The organism is Paenibacillus sp. J22P169, from assembly GCF_059691995.1.
Genome location: NZ_JCAUAO010000001.1, coordinates 1026303 through 1044089 on the forward strand (window position 1 = coordinate 1026303; position 17787 = coordinate 1044089).

At 42.2% G+C, this 17787-nt stretch carries 18 protein-coding genes; 3 read left to right on the forward strand and 15 right to left on the reverse strand.

The window, feature by feature from the left end:
• Positions 1-122: 122 nt before the first annotated feature.
• From AC58QG_RS04885 to AC58QG_RS04905, 5 genes are all read right to left on the reverse strand, one after another.
• Positions 123-1268, reverse strand: a complete 1146-nt coding sequence (locus AC58QG_RS04885; protein WP_497360974.1) for a winged helix DNA-binding domain-containing protein — start codon at positions 1266-1268, stop codon at positions 123-125.
• Between the two features lie 39 nt (positions 1269-1307).
• Entirely contained in the window at positions 1308-1769 is a 462-nt protein-coding gene (locus AC58QG_RS04890) for a GNAT family N-acetyltransferase (RefSeq protein WP_497360975.1), read from the reverse strand.
• A 24-nt stretch (positions 1770-1793) separates the two neighbouring features.
• A complete protein-coding gene (locus tag AC58QG_RS04895; RefSeq protein WP_497362782.1) occupies positions 1794-2543 on the reverse strand; it encodes a class I SAM-dependent methyltransferase in 750 nt (249 codons plus the stop codon).
• 351 nt (positions 2544-2894) lie between these two features.
• Positions 2895-3743 carry a helix-turn-helix domain-containing protein gene (locus AC58QG_RS04900; protein WP_497360976.1) on the reverse strand — a complete coding sequence of 283 codons (849 nt, stop codon included), beginning with the start codon at positions 3741-3743 and terminating at the stop codon, positions 2895-2897.
• 78 nt (positions 3744-3821) lie between these two features.
• Complete coding sequence (locus AC58QG_RS04905; protein WP_497360977.1) at positions 3822-4568, reverse strand: phytanoyl-CoA dioxygenase family protein; 747 nt, start codon at positions 4566-4568, stop codon at positions 3822-3824.
• Positions 4569-4807: 239 nt separating this feature from the next.
• On the opposite strand from AC58QG_RS04905, the gene AC58QG_RS04910 reads away from it, so the two are divergent.
• The gene (locus tag AC58QG_RS04910; RefSeq protein WP_497360978.1) at positions 4808-5296 is read left to right on the forward strand and encodes a hypothetical protein; all 489 of its coding nucleotides are present in this window, start codon (positions 4808-4810) and stop codon (positions 5294-5296) included.
• A 110-nt stretch (positions 5297-5406) separates the two neighbouring features.
• Here AC58QG_RS04910 and AC58QG_RS04915 read toward each other — a convergent pair whose 3' ends face one another.
• The 4 genes from AC58QG_RS04915 to AC58QG_RS04930 form a co-directional block, all read right to left on the reverse strand.
• Positions 5407-5964 carry a YdcF family protein gene (locus AC58QG_RS04915; RefSeq protein WP_497360979.1) on the reverse strand — a complete coding sequence of 186 codons (558 nt, stop codon included), beginning with the start codon at positions 5962-5964 and terminating at the stop codon, positions 5407-5409.
• A gap of 333 nt (positions 5965-6297) precedes the next feature.
• Positions 6298-6639 (reverse strand): hypothetical protein, encoded by a 342-nt coding sequence (locus AC58QG_RS04920; RefSeq protein ID WP_497360980.1) that lies wholly within the window; start codon positions 6637-6639, stop codon positions 6298-6300.
• Positions 6640-6645: 6 nt separating this feature from the next.
• Positions 6646-6822 carry a hypothetical protein gene (locus tag AC58QG_RS04925; protein WP_497360981.1) on the reverse strand — a complete coding sequence of 59 codons (177 nt, stop codon included), beginning with the start codon at positions 6820-6822 and terminating at the stop codon, positions 6646-6648.
• Positions 6823-6902: 80 nt separating this feature from the next.
• Complete coding sequence (locus tag AC58QG_RS04930) at positions 6903-8324, reverse strand: PAS domain S-box protein (RefSeq protein WP_497360982.1); 1422 nt, start codon at positions 8322-8324, stop codon at positions 6903-6905.
• Between the two features lie 227 nt (positions 8325-8551).
• On the opposite strand from AC58QG_RS04930, the gene AC58QG_RS04935 reads away from it, so the two are divergent.
• A complete protein-coding gene (locus AC58QG_RS04935) occupies positions 8552-9745 on the forward strand; it encodes an MFS transporter (RefSeq protein ID WP_497362783.1) in 1194 nt (397 codons plus the stop codon).
• A gap of 92 nt (positions 9746-9837) precedes the next feature.
• Entirely contained in the window at positions 9838-10938 is a 1101-nt protein-coding gene (locus tag AC58QG_RS04940) for a GerAB/ArcD/ProY family transporter (protein ID WP_497360983.1), read from the forward strand.
• A gap of 3 nt (positions 10939-10941) precedes the next feature.
• Here the strand turns inward: AC58QG_RS04940 and AC58QG_RS04945 are convergent, their stop codons facing one another.
• The 6 genes from AC58QG_RS04945 to AC58QG_RS04970 all read right to left on the reverse strand — a co-directional run bounded on the left by AC58QG_RS04945 (position 10942) and on the right by AC58QG_RS04970 (position 17778).
• Complete coding sequence (locus AC58QG_RS04945; protein WP_497360984.1) at positions 10942-11172, reverse strand: hypothetical protein; 231 nt, start codon at positions 11170-11172, stop codon at positions 10942-10944.
• An 11-nt stretch (positions 11173-11183) separates the two neighbouring features.
• A complete protein-coding gene (locus tag AC58QG_RS04950; protein WP_497360985.1) occupies positions 11184-12335 on the reverse strand; it encodes a Ger(x)C family spore germination protein in 1152 nt (383 codons plus the stop codon).
• Positions 12332-13840, reverse strand: coding sequence for a spore germination protein (locus AC58QG_RS04955; protein ID WP_497360986.1), 1509 nt, complete (start codon positions 13838-13840; stop codon positions 12332-12334). The genes AC58QG_RS04950 and AC58QG_RS04955 overlap by 4 nt, the downstream gene beginning before the upstream one ends.
• Before the next feature lie 275 nt (positions 13841-14115).
• Positions 14116-15174 (reverse strand): LLM class flavin-dependent oxidoreductase, encoded by a 1059-nt coding sequence (locus AC58QG_RS04960; RefSeq protein ID WP_497360987.1) that lies wholly within the window; start codon positions 15172-15174, stop codon positions 14116-14118.
• 337 nt (positions 15175-15511) lie between these two features.
• Positions 15512-16297: an SDR family NAD(P)-dependent oxidoreductase gene (locus tag AC58QG_RS04965; RefSeq protein ID WP_497360988.1), complete on the reverse strand. Its 786-nt coding sequence runs from the start codon at positions 16295-16297 to the stop codon at positions 15512-15514.
• Positions 16298-16725: 428 nt separating this feature from the next.
• Positions 16726-17778 (reverse strand): oxidoreductase, encoded by a 1053-nt coding sequence (locus tag AC58QG_RS04970; RefSeq protein WP_497360989.1) that lies wholly within the window; start codon positions 17776-17778, stop codon positions 16726-16728.
• Positions 17779-17787: the final 9 nt, after the last annotated feature.

Here is a 17787-nt window from a genome sequence, read left to right on the forward strand (position 1 = left end):
CACATTTCTGATTCAAATTTATTTCTAATTTATTCTTCTTATCTGATTAAATACCTACAATGAAAAATGGCAATCAAGGGTTTCGTCCTTGACTGCCATTGCATACTTTTTGGTGATGAACTCTATGGTAAGAACTGAATCTCATGGGTGTGGTCCTCACCAGCCGCAAATTTCATTAGTTGAGCTCCCTCTACGACTAACTCATCGTGTTCCTTAGCAGATAGCTTTATGAAGGGTTCAATAGTTAGTGTAGCTGTCCCGCTCCCCCGCTTGAGATTCCATATTCCACTAACAAAGCCGTCGACTAGGATAACCGATCGGATGATGCCATTCTTGGTGAAAACCCGGTTTCGATATTCAGGATCGATAATCCGTCTACGGTCTGCATGTGACAATAGAATATTGTCAAATTCGCCTAAGAATCGCGGTGGGGACGGGATGTCAGCGTCGGGTCGCGGAGCTTCTGGCAGATCGAACAATTCAGTCCCCTGCTCGTCACGAAAGCAGATGAGCATTGGACGAAGTTTCTCGATGACATCGCGCAGCCTGGTTTGACCTGACCATTCCTGAATGTCCTTGACTGAAGCTGGACCGAAGGCTGACAAATAGCGTTGGATCATCTTCTCCACCCCCGTTTCGGAAGACAGAGATAATCCGAGCCAGCGTTCTGCAGAAGTATGTGCTGCTTGGCCGCTCTGGCCCCAAATGCCACGTGGAGGCAATTGGACAAGTGGCACCAAAGTCCTGATGACAGCTGCGAGGGCCTCAGGGTCACGATCCGGCCACTGTTCGCTTAGCTGCTTTCCGAGTTCGTTGAATGTCATCGGATTTGATTCAACCAGCGCTCTGCCTGCCGCAGCAAGCACGTTCACATCTAAACCAGCGAGACGCTTGCCGTAGGTACCGTTTAGACCTCTGTCAAGGACAGATTGCAACAAAGGACGCAACTCTATACAATCTTGAGCAGACACCAAATGAATCGTAGAGCGCATCAACGCGATGCGCACCGCCTTCCTTTCTACAATAAGACGACTCAGTTCTTCCTGCTGGAAGCCTTCTAGACGTGTCCACAAACCAAAATACGGCGAGTTCGGAGCTTGAGCCTGCATGCCGACTAATTTTCCAATGGCATCCAGTGCTGGCAGATTGACGCGTCTCAGCAACATTTGCCTAGCTAGCAATGCGCGATTTAAGGCACGCTTTCCAAGTACTGAAACTGTTTCTTGTTTTACGCTGGAAATGGTCGCCTTCATCTTAGCTGTACTCATTCACAAGCCTCCTATGTAAAGGATGGATATGATCCTCAATCACCAATGCTTTTCCATTGCTTCTTCACATGTAGTGAAGCCATTTCTTGAATAAAACTGCACGCTCTTACTACTCGGCCAAAGTATAAGAAACTCGACATCATTTTCTTTTGACCACTGCTCCATAGTACTGTGAATCTTGGAACCGATACCTTGATTTCTAAAAGCAGGACGCGTATAAACATTAGTAACATATCCGTAATATGGGTCTGGAGATTTACCAGGCCTCGGTACTTTATGAATGAATTGCAAGTACATATGGGATACGATATTTTTTTCAATTTCTGCAACCCAAATGTACCAATCACCGCTTTTAATGGCTTTAACGAGAAACTCACTACAGATCTGGTGAAACTCCTCAAAACTAACCGCACTTTGCTTCTGCTCTTCCTCCGAGAAGTCCCAGCGCATTTGAACCAGTTCATTAACATCATCTAATGTAGCCAATCGAACAATTACCATTCATTCACCTCTTTCCAGAACCCCTTATTTTCTTGCCATAATCATGAAGCGTTTCGTATTGGTCTTGATTCCCTTCTCCGTTTGATTGGATTCAATAAACTTTTGAAGTATTTCAAAATCATGATCCGTCTGCCCGAAATTAGGAATAACAGGGGTGTATGTTAAAAAGAAGACCAAATCCTCGTACGTTTGGAAATACTGAGTTGCATCATATTCAAATACCTGAATTTCGGAAAAACCCGCTTCAGCTAGCTCTTTAAGATATTTATCTTTTAAGCTCCCTTCATCTGTTCCATAACCCTGTCCTCTACCGAAAGCTTGTTTCATGTTTAATTTATCATTTTCACTTACCTGTTGAGTTAGGAATATACCATCATGCGCTAGGACTTTTGAAACTTCAGATGCATAAAACTCGCTGTGGCGACAGGACACCACATTAAAAAAGGACATAGGAAAGGTAATGTTATCGGCTTCCATTTGTAAGAAGCGAATATTTGTTTTATTTGATTTTATTAAATTTTCAGAAGCGGACTGTATCATTCCTTCTGAATGATCAATGCCAACAAGGAGCAAAGCAGCATCGGCCATTGATAGTAAAGCTTCCCCACCGCCCGTACCAATATCAAGCAATATATTAGACTTATTGCATCTTTGAGTAACTTCATAAAGAAAATCCCAATGTTCCCCTTCAGAAGTGGTCTTTATTTTACTAAAGTCCCAACCATTTAATTTTCCAACCTTGTCGTAAAAATTCTTGTATTCAGATCTGTTCATATCATGTCCTCCATCTTTAAAATGAGATAACAAAAAGCCAAGAGCTGACTGAGCATGAACAGGAGCAAACGAGGATTCATTTGTTCCGTCATACAAGCAGTACGAGTGCCCTTGGCTTAATAAAATTGAAAATCAGCCCGACACCGGTCAAAGTTTTAGTTTCATGAGACCAAATGGGCAGAAAATCCCTAATGGCAGCTGGTACGCGTTTGATCCAGCCCGGAAACTAATTACTTCGAACGATACGGAATGACATCCATTTCACCTCATTTGGAAGATAATTCAATTGTAAATGTTGTTTGCCATATATACAATCATTCATTTATTTTAAGCATAAAAAAAGCCCTTGTATCAAGGACTTTTGTAATACGTTTGGTTAGCTATTCGCACTTGCTGGCGGTACTTCCCTGGATTTATGCCGAAACGTTTAAAGAATTGCTGTGTTAAATAAGGGGCGTCTGCCAAACCGCATTGCTCTGCAATTTCCGCTAACGTATATTCGCTTGTTTCCAGCATTCTTCTCACCTTCTTCAGGCGTAGCTCTCGGAGCATCTGCATCGGATTCAGTTGGAACTTCTCCGAAAAAACTTTATCCAAATAGTTCGGATTCAGATGGACCAATTCGGCTAAGGTCTTTCTCGTTATCTTCTCGCTTAGGGCTGTGTGGAAATAAGTAATAACTTTGTCCAGACGCTCATCGTTTTTATTGGGCTGAAAGCTTCTTCGGATACTTCCTTCATGATGCCAATTTTGGAGTAGCAGATGAATGAGCTGCAGTCCAAGTCCCGAGAGCTCGAGCTCCTGGAATGGTGAGTCCTTCCTCTCCCATGCAACCAACATTCGATCGAAGATTGCCGAGAAAGCACTCGGATCCTGCAAACTCACGACTTCACTAATCGCGTACAACCGGAACAAATCGACATGGAAGCTGTTATATGCCTCCAAATGTAGCCATTGATGGAAACCGGGCACGGTCGCCCGTTCTGAGAATGGAATGCCTGGTGCATGGATCATCACTTGTCCAGAACGAGCTGTTCGACTGTTCCCACCATGTGAGATTTCTACATAACCTTCTTTAACGAAGCTGATAGACCAATAAGAAAATGTACGATTTTGCAAATCGATCGAATCATAGGCGGCATTCTCGACCCGATAGAGCCGAACCTGCCAGGTATCATCCATTAGCTTACCGTCACCCATTCCTCCAACCTCACCTTATTCCCAGGTTTCAAAAGTGTTCATGTATTTTAACGAATCTGCTTGCCCCTCTGACTCATCTCAAACCTCCTCTTTCGTGAGGAAGTTCTCATATGCAACTTTGCCTTCGCGAGCGACTATAGGGCCATTTTTGAAGATAACTCCCGTATCCGGATGCTTAGCGCCGTCAACAGAATATTGAATAACGTAACCTTTCCGTGTCGATTGGCTGCGGTTCGGCGTGCTGCGGTGAAACAAGAGCGAATGAAAGGCAACCATGCTTCCCTTCTTCAATTCTACTGGAATTCCTTCCTCATCTCCATAGTAGCACAATCGTCCGATATCCGTCTTCACATGCTCGACGAGCCCTTTGCGATGCGTACCCGGCTGCACCCAGATGCATCCATTCTCTAAAGTCGTATCTTCCAGCGCCAGCCAACAGGTCATATAGTGTACCGGATCCGTTGGCACATACCCGTTGTCTTGATGCCATGGGAAGTCGCGGTTCGCTTCCGGGCGCTTATAAACCGACTGATCCCAATAAAGCCGGATATCCGGTCCAAGCACATTTGTCGTCAGTTTGACGAATCTCTCATCAGCGATAAAACGCTGAATTTCTGGGTGCATAAAGTTCAATCCCGCCGTGAAATTAATCTGATTCGGGATGCTCCAATTTTTTTGCCCGACTTCCTTCAAACGTCGCTCCGTTTCATCATCAAACTCGTCGATGATTTGTCGGATGCGATCAATCTCATCAACATTGAATAAATGTTCAAAAATGATATAACCTTTTTCTTCGTATTGCTTAAGCTGATCCGCGTTTAACATGCAGCTCACTCCCTATGAATAAGTTTGAATTGCTTATAGCTCTATCATCAGGGATTTGAAGATTGATCTCAATTTACGGGTTCAAGCATTTCATTGTGTTTTTTCCACATTTACGAGTTTTTCGCGCGAATCATCCTTGGACTTAAGCCTTTTCTATTAAAAATAGACATTTACCAGTTTCTTTCCCACCTTGTCCTGCATTATATGAAAGGATGAATAGATAAGGGAGGAGAACTAGAATGGCGGTAATTTTTAAACAAGTTGGTGGGACGGCAATATTCTCCGCGGAGGCCGAAATCAAGACGAAAGATGGCCTGTTAGAGGTCAGTTTAGTGGAAACCCAGCGTTTACCGGGCGGCAACATGGACGGAGTGCTTCAGATCTCCTTGAACGGAAGACCTTTGGTTATCTCTTCGAGTAGCGTTAAGCCGAAGTCTGATAGGAGCAAATCGAAATGCATCCAGCGGCAATTCTTAGTCTACAACGGCAAGAAGGTCAACGAGCTTAGCAAAGCATTGGCTATAGCCTTTGGCAAACTCGGAAGTGAATTGAGCGTATTCGAAAAGAATCATTCGGTTGCGCTGAAACTGCCTTGCTTTCTTAGACTCCCGTTATGCCGCATTACAGAAACCCAATACATCATTGCCTGCAGGCTCAGAGGCAGGCCAGCGATAGAATGCTTAAGAGAAGGCGAAGCTATCTACAGGAACTGCAAGGGCAACTGCTGATTCACTGCTCCACACTTCTCCCTTAACTTTACTAAACTAAAGAGGAGCCTCCACAATGCAAGCTCCTCTAATGGTACTCGGCTTAGGCATTCTTGAGGTATTTACCTTCTTCATTTGTTATTAACCCAATTTGGAATATGATGTCCGAAATATTTTGTTATTTTTTCCGCTTCAGTTAAGACTGTTTTTATTCCTAACTCATCATGATACCAATTATTCTTGTTGATCCGAGATTCGTCTTGTTTTACTTGGAATTTAATATTCGACGGAAAGACTGTTTGATAAGTCATGAGTGCCCTTCGCGAAAAAAAAGATTTACATACGATAATTGCACGTCTCACTTCAAGTTGCTGTTCGATAATAACATTCCAAGAGTTCCTTGCATTGTCAAAAGTGTTTTTCGCTTTATCCTCTTTTAGAATCCGGTTTTCTGGGACACCTAGCGATATACCGACATTTTTTTGATATTCCCATTCAGTTTCTTCGATCTTTGCATTATACCCACCAGAAGGTAATATGTATGATGCCATACCCATATGAAATAATTCAGAAGCAATTTTCATAGGATGTGTATGACTTCCTCCAGGAACAAGTAGGATGTCTGATTCTAATAGCTCTTCTTCTGGGACAAAAACTAGATCGGTTAGACAGTCAAATGGATAAGACACTGAAACCACCTCATCGTTTCTCGTTAGTGCATTTAGCTTAAATCAAAAAAGAGACCAACAGCATTGGGCTGGGGGTCTAGGTTCCATACTAATTCAGTAATACTAAAAAATTAGCTTTTTTTATTTCCCGATCCGAACCCTATTACATATCCATCTAAGTCTCGTACAGAGAAGTCCTTCCAAGATCCCCATTCATGTTCGGTTAACATTGGAATTTTCGTTTTGACTTTTCCCGCCACTTCTTGACCACTCCAAAAATGGAAAATATACCCAAATTAAATATAACGAATATACGTTCGGTTGTAATGATAGCTCAAGGATTAATCCGAAATATTATTCTGTTTTTTGCATTTTGTATCGAACAAATTCAATAGTCATTAATAGTGCTGCAAGTAAAATAAATATTGGAATGATCGCAAGTAGTCCCATAACTCCCATGTTTGGCTTCCATAAGAAAATAAGTGGCAAACTCAAAAGCAAACTAATATACATAATAATTGCTTTTTGTGTAACTGATGAGATGATTGACAATATGCTCACTGGAATCAAAATTGCTGGAGGTCCTCCTAAGTCTGACCCATATTGTATCCTAGTGACAATAAATAGAAATATGGTTATGGCTGCAGCGAGCAATCCGAAATAGGAAGCGATTTTCTTAATATTTGTTTTATTCATGCCTGGTTAGTGGAACAAACGAGATAAAAGCAAGGTTATAACAGGACCGATGACAACGAACCCCAAAAATAAGGCTACAACCTTCAAAGGCGTCGACAATCCTTTAGGTTCATTTAAATTATCAACTTTTTCGTTTAATTTCTTTAACTCTGCCAATATTTCTTTACTCAACTCATCTGACATCCGTATTGGCCTCCCCCAAAGAATTTTCTTTGCCTGGAACAATACAACTGCTTGAGATTTAATAAGATTTCTACCAAATACTAATTCTTATTTCGTAGAGGCAGTTCTATTTCAACAGTCGTACCTTGATTAATTTTGCTCTGAATGGATAATTTACCTCCATGACCTTCGATAATACGTTTACAAACCATTAGACCTAAGCCGGTTCCATTCGTTTTTGTAGTGAAAAACGGCTCCCCTAACTGGGTTAACCCTTCTTCAGAAATGCCTACTCCTTGATCTTTGACGCAAATTACCAGATCCTCATTTGAAGGATTTCTGAAAGATACTTGAATTACTCCACCGTTGACCATAGACTCTATCGCATTCTTCAATACGTTAATTAATACTTGTTTAATTTGGTCAGGATTACAATGTATCGCGGGGATTTCTTGATCTATATCCATTTGTATTTGAACGTTATGCAGAAGAGCATGTGGTTGTAAAAAACCAATTACAGTTCGAATTAGCTCAACGATCTTACTCTCTATGTAATAATTCAGATGTGGTTTAGCTAGCGTCATAAATTCATTGACTACATAATTGATATGCTCAAGTTCTTCCACCATAACGTCAACATAATCTGTATTTTTAGATTTTAGTAAATGTACAAACCCCTTCAAGGAAGTTAATGGATTACGTATATCATGTGCTATTCCAGCTGCCAATTGACCAATTAGGGCCAATTTTTCAGACCTAATAATCGTTTCTTCCGACTTTTTGCGCTCGGTGAGATCACGAATCACACTCTGTACGACAGGGTGTCCCATATTTTTATAAACGTAAATAGAGGATATTTCTACATCAAAAAAAGTGCCGTCCAGCTTCCGCATCTTTCTCTCAATAAACTCACTGTAGCTATCCAAATCAGTCTGCATGACCTGCTGAAGTCGTTCTATAATAATATCCTTATCTTTTGGATAGAAAAATTCAAAGATGGATCTTCCTTTGAACTCATCTGATGAAGCACCGCCAAAAAGTTTACAACCAGCATCATTCACAAACTGGATGATGCCATTCATATGAAGAGCAATGGGTTCAGGATTTAGTTTAATCAATTTACTATACTGTTTTTCTCTTTCTAAAAGCTCCTCTACCGCTTTTTTCTTTTCACTAATGTCCCTTTCAACACCGACAAATCCAATTACCAGACCTTCCGTATTTTTCACGGGTGAAACCGTTACATTCGCATAAAATGTAGTTCCGTCTTTTCTGAGTTTTATCGCTTCGAAATCCTTAATTTGCTCGCCGTTTATTAAAGATTGATATAGTCTAAGAGCATCTTCTTTAGAATGTTCAGGAATCATCGGCAATACTTTCCCGATAACCTCTTCCCTAGTCCAGCCGTGTAACTCTTCAAATTTGTTATTAACCTCTAACACAGTTCCATTTACATCAACGATTACAATTCCATCGGATGTTAAGTTCATTAAAGAATCGATTAAATATTCTTTCACTATCATGAGTAAACGTCCCCTAATTCAATCAATGTTGTAAGATTTATTCGTCTCCTATGGGCAAAACCCTTTATTAGCGCCTTAATTTTCAGAAAAAATAATGTCTCTATTTGTACTCAAATCCAACTTTTCTCAATTAACTGGCGTATAACCGTATCTTCTAAGCTTTAGATGGAAAATATAAACGAATTGATGTAAAGGTAAACTCGACTAGTATATAAGGAGGAAGCTTTATAACCAAAGTAAGCGACAATAAAGATCCCAAACTCGTCTTTCGTCAAGTTTTTTGGGCTGCCGGGTTTGGCTGGTTATTTGATGCAATGGATGTCGGTTTGTTATCTTTTATCCTCGTTGCACTTCGCAAAGAGTGGGCGCTGACGGCCCAGGAGGCGGGGTTACTCGGTTCGGTCAATCTGATTGGCATGACTATCGGAGCAGCTTTTGGCGGATACCTTGCGGATAAGTTTGGTCGTCGTCCTGTGTTTTTACTGACCTTGGTGTGTTTTGGTGTATTCAGCTTCGGCAGCGCGTTTGCAAGCGGATTCGGTAGTATGCTCATTCTGCGATTCTTAATGGGACTCGGGCTCGGTGCTGAGCTTCCCGTAGCCGCTACACTTGTTAATGAATTCGCGCCGCCCGAAAAAAAAGGGCGAATCGTTGTGTTGCTGGAGAGTTTCTGGGCTGTAGGCTGGATTATAGCCGCTGTCCTCGCCTACTTTGTAATCCCTCCATTGGGATGGCGAACAGCTGTAATGCTCGGCGCAATCCCCGTTTTGTTTGCTTTCTGGGTCCGGCGAGCGGTCCCGGAATCTCCACAGTTCGGTATTCATCGTGGGCGACCGATTCAATTAGGTGAGTTGTTCACCACTTATAAAAGAGAGACCATTGCGCTTTGGGCAGTGTGGTTCGCCATTGCTTTTTCGTATTACGGGATGTTTCTTTGGCTGCCTTCCGTTTTGGTCGATAAAGGGTTCTCGATGATCCAAAGCTTTCGTTATGTGCTCTTTATGACACTAGCCCAACTACCTGGTTATTTTGCAGCCGCTTACTTGGTGGAGAAATGGGGCCGCAAGCCGACTTTATCCGTTTTTCTTGTTCTTTCTGGGGTAATGTCATTGTGTTTCGGGTTAAGCCACAGCATTTCCATGCTTTTATTAACCGGCTCGTTACTGTCTTTTTTTAATTTAGGTGCTTGGGGAGCACTATACGCGTACACACCTGAAAATTACCCAACAGAAATTAGAGCAGTTGGAACAGGCTTTGCGGCTAGCTTCGGCAGGATAGGTAGTGTGATTGCACCATTTTTGGTAGGGGCAATGGTGCAGTCGGACATTGGCTACGCATCGATATTCAGCATGTTTGCAATAGTTATTTTAATCGGTACAGGGATACTACTTTTATTTGGTAAAGAAACCAAGGTTCGCTGAGACCATAGTCTCCTTCACAGATAACTTCTAACTGCATACTAGATGTTTAGGAGGGAATACTTGGAGAGAATCTGATCAGAAGGAGAACGTGAATGGAGTCTACAGAAAAAATATCGGGAAATCAGCTATGTTTATTAGTGTTTTCCTTTATCGCTCCCACCCTCATTCTTGTTGTACCTTCGCTTATGGAGAAAATATCTAAGCAAGATGCGTGGATTACGATTTTTCCTGCTTTTTTGATTGGAGCACTACAAGTTTGGATTATGTTAGTCTTGTCGAATCGGTATCCAGGTCAGACGATCATCCAATACAGTTCCCAAATTCTAGGAAAATTCACTGGAAAATTAGTGGGATGTTATCTTCTATATTACTGGATTAATTTTGATTTCGTCATCCTTAACCAACACATACAGTTTATAAATAGCATTTTTCTCATGAGAACTCCATCCATCGTTGTCAGTCTGACATTGGCAATCTTATGTGGTATAGCTGTCTATATGGGGATCGAATCTATCGCAAGGTGTAATGAATATATTTCCATACTCATCTTTGTTTTGCTGATTCCACTCTTGTTACTCATGCTCGCGCAATCGGATCCATCGTTACTCCGTCCAGTGTTGAGTAAGGGTATCTTTCCAGTCCTTCAAGCATCTATTTTCCCTGCTGCTTACTTAGGTCAATTTATTATTTTGGGGTGGATTCTACCTTTTTTAAGTCAACCGAAGGAAGCAGCCAAAGCTTCGTTCATCTCATTGTTTATTATTTCTGGCCTTTTCTGCATAACGGTTTTACCTCTCATCATGATCTTCGGACCGTTAACGAGAAAATTGGCATTTCCAGTATTAAGCGTAATTCAGTATATAGGTATTAAAGGAAGCTTTGAACGCTTGGAAGCTGTAGCAGTAGCTATTTGGGTTATGGGTTGCTTTGTAAAAGTTTCTCTCACCTTTTTTATTATATGTCTAAGTGTAGCCCATCTATTTGAATTAAAAAGTTACAGGAACTTTGTAGTACCCATAACGATTTTATCCGCAATTGGATCGGTTTTGGTTTTTGAGAATTATTCCACCGATTTAAGCAGCTATCTCAGAGATACGTATCCGAGCTTCGCATTTTCTACACATCTCATACTGCCCCTTTCACTTCTAATGATTGATACGATAAAGAGGCACTGGAAGAAGTCAGTGCCTTAGTTTTCATTGCTGTAATATGATTTTTCCGACTTGTCCAAACATAATTCTTGCAGGAACCGTTGTGCTTGGTAAATGAACATGGGCAATAAATAAAGAGCCCAGGATTACACATAGTCCCATCAAACAACTATATATGACAGCCACTTTTGGCTGCTTTTTTTTTAGAAAATACCGAGTTCGATAAATAGTCCAACCCAACGTAAATATAACATAAGCTATCATTTGTAAGATCATGATTCGATCTCCTATTCTCGTAATTCGAAGGTGGAATGTATCATTCCCGCGCCATGGACATTCAAGTTGACTTCTATCGATATATCTACCTCTGGAAATCGCATATCCCATTGATCTCTCATTTTACTCCACTGATCAGGGTAATTTTTATATATTTCTTGACCAAAGCCCACGCTATCTACTTTAAACTCCTTTTGGATTCTAAAAATAAATGCTTGAACTTGCTTCTTGGCTGCATCTTCTAATGCTTTTTTTATTAGTTGAAAATTGGGGGAATCGTTAATATCAAAAGCGGAATTATTCTCAAGTAAACTTCCTTGACCATCTAGTTGAATCTTAAATTGTACAGAATCTTGTTGAATCTTAGTAATTATTTTGCGGTCAACATGGTTTAATACCATCCCAACTTGTCCATTTCCATTGGGTAATTTTGCTGTCAGATAACCTACTCTCAGCTTACCCGTCACCCACAACTGACCTAAAGTTTCATTTTCATCTAATATCCCGGATAGTTTGAGATCTTTAAATACAGCGGTACCCGCGACCCTGAAAATTTGCTTTTGTGGGTCTTTTGAGCGGAGCTCGGGTTCAATTACTCCTACAACGGGATGTGTCCCTTCACTTCCATACAAAATAAAAAAATCGCGTAAGGTGACAGCTACATCTTCTCCCGAAACTTCCATTCCCCTTACTGCTTCAATAGGTACTGGCTTTAATGGAGAATTCAATTGCAAAATGTTCCGCGCTTCTCCCCCTTTTACAACCATGAGATAGGTCTTTAAGCGATTTCTAGGATCATGAGTAAAAATATCTAGCACAGTGTCAATGCCATGCATAGCTAAACGTTCACTAAGAAATACAACGCTGCGATGAGAGTAAAACAAATGGCGAGAGCTTTTCTTTTGAAGTTTTTGATGAATCTCATTTCCATTTTCCCCTTCAACCGCTATTACGTAAGATTTGCTGCCGTTCTCGCCACCACTCTTACCTCCATCTGTAGATGAGGGTATGGCAATTTGAAGGGTACATAAAATATTGCCATCGTCTGTCAGATCTAGGGCAGTGCCCATGACAAAAGCAAGATCATTAATTTCTGTACGATCCCAACACCCGCTAATGAGGACACATACGACGAGAAGACTGATATATGTTAGTGATCTCATTTGTTCCCCCACGAACGTTTCGCCCAAATCGGTATCCGAATTAGAACATCCTTCAATGCAGCAACCTTGAATGGCGCAATCGGAGAAAAATATAGAACCCCGAATGAACGTAGAGAGGTCACATGTAACATGATGCCGAGAAATCCTAGAACAATACCATATAGGCCAAGACTCCCCGCTAAGAACAACATGGGGAACCGAAGTAGTCGGATACCATTTGCAAAGCTGTATCGAGGAATCGTAAAAGCAGCAATGCCAGTGATGGATACAATAATGACTACTGGAGCAGATATTAACCCCGCTTGAACCGCCGATTGACCGATGACTAAGCCTCCAACAATACTTATGGTTGGACCTATCTGTTTGGGCAGACGAATCCCAGCTTCCCGCAGGGCTTCGAAAATAATTTCCATTAATAATGCTTCAATCATTGCTGGAAAGGGAACGGCTTCCCTTGAGGCAGCAATACTCAGCACAAGATTAGTGGGAATCATCTCCTGATGGAAGGTCGTTATCGCTACATACAGTGGGGGAGCAAATATCGCAAAATGGATAAATAGCAAGCGAATCCATCGAAAAAAAGTAGCGACTGGCCAACGAACATAGTAATCTTCACTTGCCTGAAGTCCTGTCCAGAAGGTCATCGGGACAACAAGGACAAATGGGGTAGTATCCACTAGAATAGCTACTTTACCATCAAGCAATTCAGCAGCCACCACATCTGGACGTTCCGTGTTATGAACTTGGGGAAATGGTGAAAATGGCTGATCCTCAATGAATTCTTCGATATACGCTGAGTCGAGTATGCCGTCCAACTCAATTGGTTTTAATCTTGCTCTAACTTCGTCAACCAGTGTGTCCAATGCTATACCCTTCAGGTAAGTAATAGCTATTCGAGTCTGGGTATGCTCCCCTAAGGTTATGTACTCTACTTTTAATTTCGATGTTTTGAGTCTGGACCGAATTAGACTAATGTTTGTTGAAATCTGTTCGATGAAGCCGTCCCTTGGGCCACGAATTACTGGCTCAGATGACGCTTCCTCAATACTTCTTTTGGATGGCCCGGGAATAGAAACCGTCATTACATTACTGCTGCCTGTCATTAGAATGGCGGCATGACCTTCTAAGAGGTTTAGAATAATATCCGATACTTTGGTAGAGTTATTCGTGGTTCCTATGGAGATTAATTCATTTTTTAGATCGGCTGTTTCCTTCGGAAACTTATCACTTGTTACACTTGTTAGCATTGGTTTAATTACATGCTCTTCAAGCACTTTAATATCAATCAAGGTATCCATATAAACAATGAGCCAATGCGTGTTATGGTTGCCTTCTACTTTACGGTATACCAAATCAGAACAATCCTGAAACGTTTCTTTTAAAATCTTTTCGTTGTGCTCAATATCCGTTGAAAACTCATTATTATTGTCTTCCTCCAGGCTTATGGTTTTCATTTTATGAAGATTTCTGTTTATTTTGATTTTGCCTTTTTTAAACCATCTCATGAAAGATCCTCCTGGTTGACACAATCACTGCTATTATCCCAATATAAGTAACATAAATGACAAGAACATTATCCCAATCCCTTTTAGCTATCTAAAAAAACTAAAAACCACCCTGTGATTTTAATTTCACATGGTGGCTTGTATACTAGGCTGCGCGAAAACAAAAAAGCCGCGCATGACGCGGCGTGTTTCAACGTATATATCTTGATTCTCGTAAGCGACTACTTCGCTATATGGGACCCTTAACCGTATAGACTTGTCGAATGTTATTGTTTTTAGAATTTTATTTCCTCAGCATCCAATCTTGCGACTTCCTCCCGAACTCGAGGTGCGACTTCCGTTCCCAATAGTTCAATGGCTTTCATAACATCTTCGTGTGACATAGTTCCGACAGGCAAATGAAGGAAAAATCGTGAGAAGCCTAAATGCTTGTACATGTGAATTATTTTGTTGGCCACCGTTTCAGAATCGCCTACATATAATGCGCCTTCTAAGCTGCGTGCAGCATCGAAGTTTGCACGGCTATAATGTCCCCAACCGCGCTCTTTCCCAAAATAATTAAACGAAGCTTGCGTGGGAGGGAAATACTTGTCTACCGCAATCGAAGTACTTTCCGCAACGAACCCTAGGGAGTGTACGGCTATCTTTAATTTCGAAGCATCATGTCCTGCATGAGTTGCGGCTTTCTTATAGAGCGGAACAAGTGGAGCAAATTGCAGAGGACTCCCGCCAATAATCGCCAAAACAAGAGGTAGTCCAAGTACCCCAGCTCTTATAACCGATTCCGAATTCCCCCCACTGCCAAGCCATATCGGTAAAGGGTTCTGGACCGGACGCGGATACACACCAAGATTTGTAAAGGCCGGTCTATGCCCACCTTTCCAGGTCACCTTCTCCGAATCCCTTAGCTTTAATAATAGCTCCAATTTTTCCTCGAAAAGTTCGTCATAGTCTTTTAAATCATAACCAAACAATGGGAACGCATCGACCATAGATCCGCGACCCGCAATAATCTCAGCACGTCCATTTGAAATACCATCGAGCGTGGCAAACTGTTGAAATAATCGTACGGGATCCGCTGCAGAGAGCACGGTAACCGAACTGGTTAAACGAATCCTTTTGGTCATGGACGCCGCTGCCGCTAACACAACAGCAGTTGCAGAATCCCCGAATTCCTTACGATGGTGCTCCCCGACCCCAAATATATCCAACCCAACCTTATCGGCAAGGACAATCTCCTCTACTACCTCTCTCAATCGCTGCGCATGACTTATGGTCTCTCCTGTTTGAACATCCGGAGTTGTTTCGACAAAAGTATCTACACCTATTTCCATTTTTCAATTCCTCCTACATATCATATAAAAAGAAAATCCTCTTTCTGAAAGAATCGGAAAAAGATCCTTTCTTAAGCTCTTATAAATTCAAAACTCTAGTAATATTTAAAATAATATTATTTATTATAATATTAGGATATAATTAGTCTGTCTATTTGTCAACAAAGATAAAAGCAAAAATAATGGTAGCAGCTAATAGAATTGTAAGTATTGCACTTGAACGAACGAAAAGAGGAGCTGCTTTGAAGCAAGCCCCTCAACATTTGTTTTTCATTAGCGTTAGATCGCCGCGTTGTTATAGACGCCGTCGAGCCCACCGTAAACGGCCACGGCATCCTCAACCATTTTCCGCGCCTGTTCGGTAAATAGGTGCGCCTAAGGGTGATGAACGCGCTCCACCATCAACGGTAATTTCTGCTCCCTGCACAAATGAAGAGTCATCGGAAGCGAGGAATAAGGCAACACTGGCAATTTCCTCTGGATCCCCCATACGGTTAAGCGGTATCGTTCGCGCTTGTGTAGCTTCCAGTTTAGCGGTTTCTTCCGGAGTCGTCTTTTTCCAAATGGATGTGCGTGTTGCCCCTGGAACCACAGTGTTTACACGGATACCCCGTGGCGACAGTTCGGAAACGAAAACTCTTGCCATACTGCTGATGGCTCCTTTACTCGCCGCATAAGCAGATCTACCCGAAGCACCGTCAGTTGCACGCGTTGAGCCAGTCAAGATAATCGAAGCTCCTTCCTTCAGATGTGGCAATGCAGCTTGTACCGTGAAAAAGACTCCGGTTATATTAACCTTAAGTACTTCTTCGAAAACCGAAATCTCAGTACCACCTAAAGGGGTAGGAGATGCAATGCCAGCATTCGCGTAAACAATGTCCAGTCTGCCGAAGGATGCGATTGTTTGGGACACTGCATTTTCCATACTTGCCGGATCAGCAGCATCCGCTTGAATTGCAAGTACATTAGTGCCAAGTTCCTCAGCTACTGAGTTTAGCGTCGTTTGATTCCGACCTGTGATCACAACCTTCGCACCTTCTGCTATAAACAATTTTGTAGTTGTCAAACCGATTCCGCTATTGCCTCCTGTAATTAGTGCAACTTTACCATCAAGTTTTCCCACATTCCGACTCCTTTTTATGTACCAGAGTTTCGTAGTTCATTTTTCCAACCATCTGATCCCATTTCTGAAAAATAAAAAAAGCAAACCTGATAAAGGTCTGCTCTCTGCATGGAATACTTGTGTACCTATAGTATTTTACTTTTGATACAAATTGATTCGTCGTAGTATGCCAGTGGTACTGTCTAGAAAAATGATACTTCCGTCTTCATCGGTAGAAAAGAACTCGTGCTGTCTAGTTTTAAAATAATCTGCTTACACGATAGAATTTATTTGCGCGTAGGAAAAATTAGTAGGGAGTAGCATAGCTAATACGTAGAGCAAAAATAGTACTTTTCTTCCCAAGGAATACCCTCCCATTTCACTTTTATTTCCATATTGTAACGATTTCACCTTCATAAGTATAGTGAATTATCCGTAAAATCAGCATTTCACAATAGGTGCTTCAAATGAATTTCTGGCTTGTAAGGGATTAACGGTTGACCATTCCGAAGACGCCGCACGAAATCGGAATTGGCCAGCATTGGCTTGCCAAACGCTGCTATGTCGATGATTCCTGAGCTAATCGCCTCCGCGGCAGAACTCGGAGTCAGACCTCCTACACCGATTATAGCGCCATCCCAACGTTTGCGGACAAGCTCATGCAGGGTTAAGCCGTCCGCCAAAGGCTGTGCGAACGAATTCGTGGACGGATGGATCACACCTAAGCCTGCCTCGCGAAATACGTTGAGATACGCATCTATTTCCACTTCGGGATCCTGCCAGCGGAAGCCGGGTTGATCATCTTTTAGTTCAGAGAATCGAACAATTACGCGGTCCATGCCGACAACCCCTCCGACGGCCGCGAGTACTTCCTTCATCAAGCGAAGGTGCCCCTCTCTATTACTGCCATAACTATCGGTCCTTTGATTCGTAATTGGCGAAGCGAACTGGTCGATTAAGTAGCCATGCGCACCATGGATTTCAACGCCGTCGAACCCTGCTTCCATCGCATGCTTCGCTGCCTGCTCATACTGACGGACAACGTCTCGTATCTCGTCGATTGTTATGGGCTCTGGCATCGCGAAAGGTTTGCGAAGCTTATGCACGAGCCCTTCCGCCTGCAGGGATGACGGGGCTTGTGGCGGAAGTCCGCCGATCAAATCAGGATGAGTCAGCCTGCCGACATGCCACAGCTGTGCAACGATCGTGCCGCCCTCGTCATGTACCGCCTCCGTCACTTTACGCCAAGAGTTCGCTTGCTCCTTCGTATATAAACCAGGCACTCCGAAGGTACCCTTTCCTCTTGGTGACGGCGTAATGCCTTCCGTTATAATTAGACCGATCCCGTCCTGAGCTCGACGCCGATAATAAGCAACGACTTCCTCTCCTACCGTTCCTGTATTATCGTTAGCGAATCCACGCGTCATCGGCGCCATTGTGATTCGTGTCCGAAGTTTCCAATGACCGACTTGCGCAGTCTGCAATAATTCATGATTTGTCATGTGTATTTC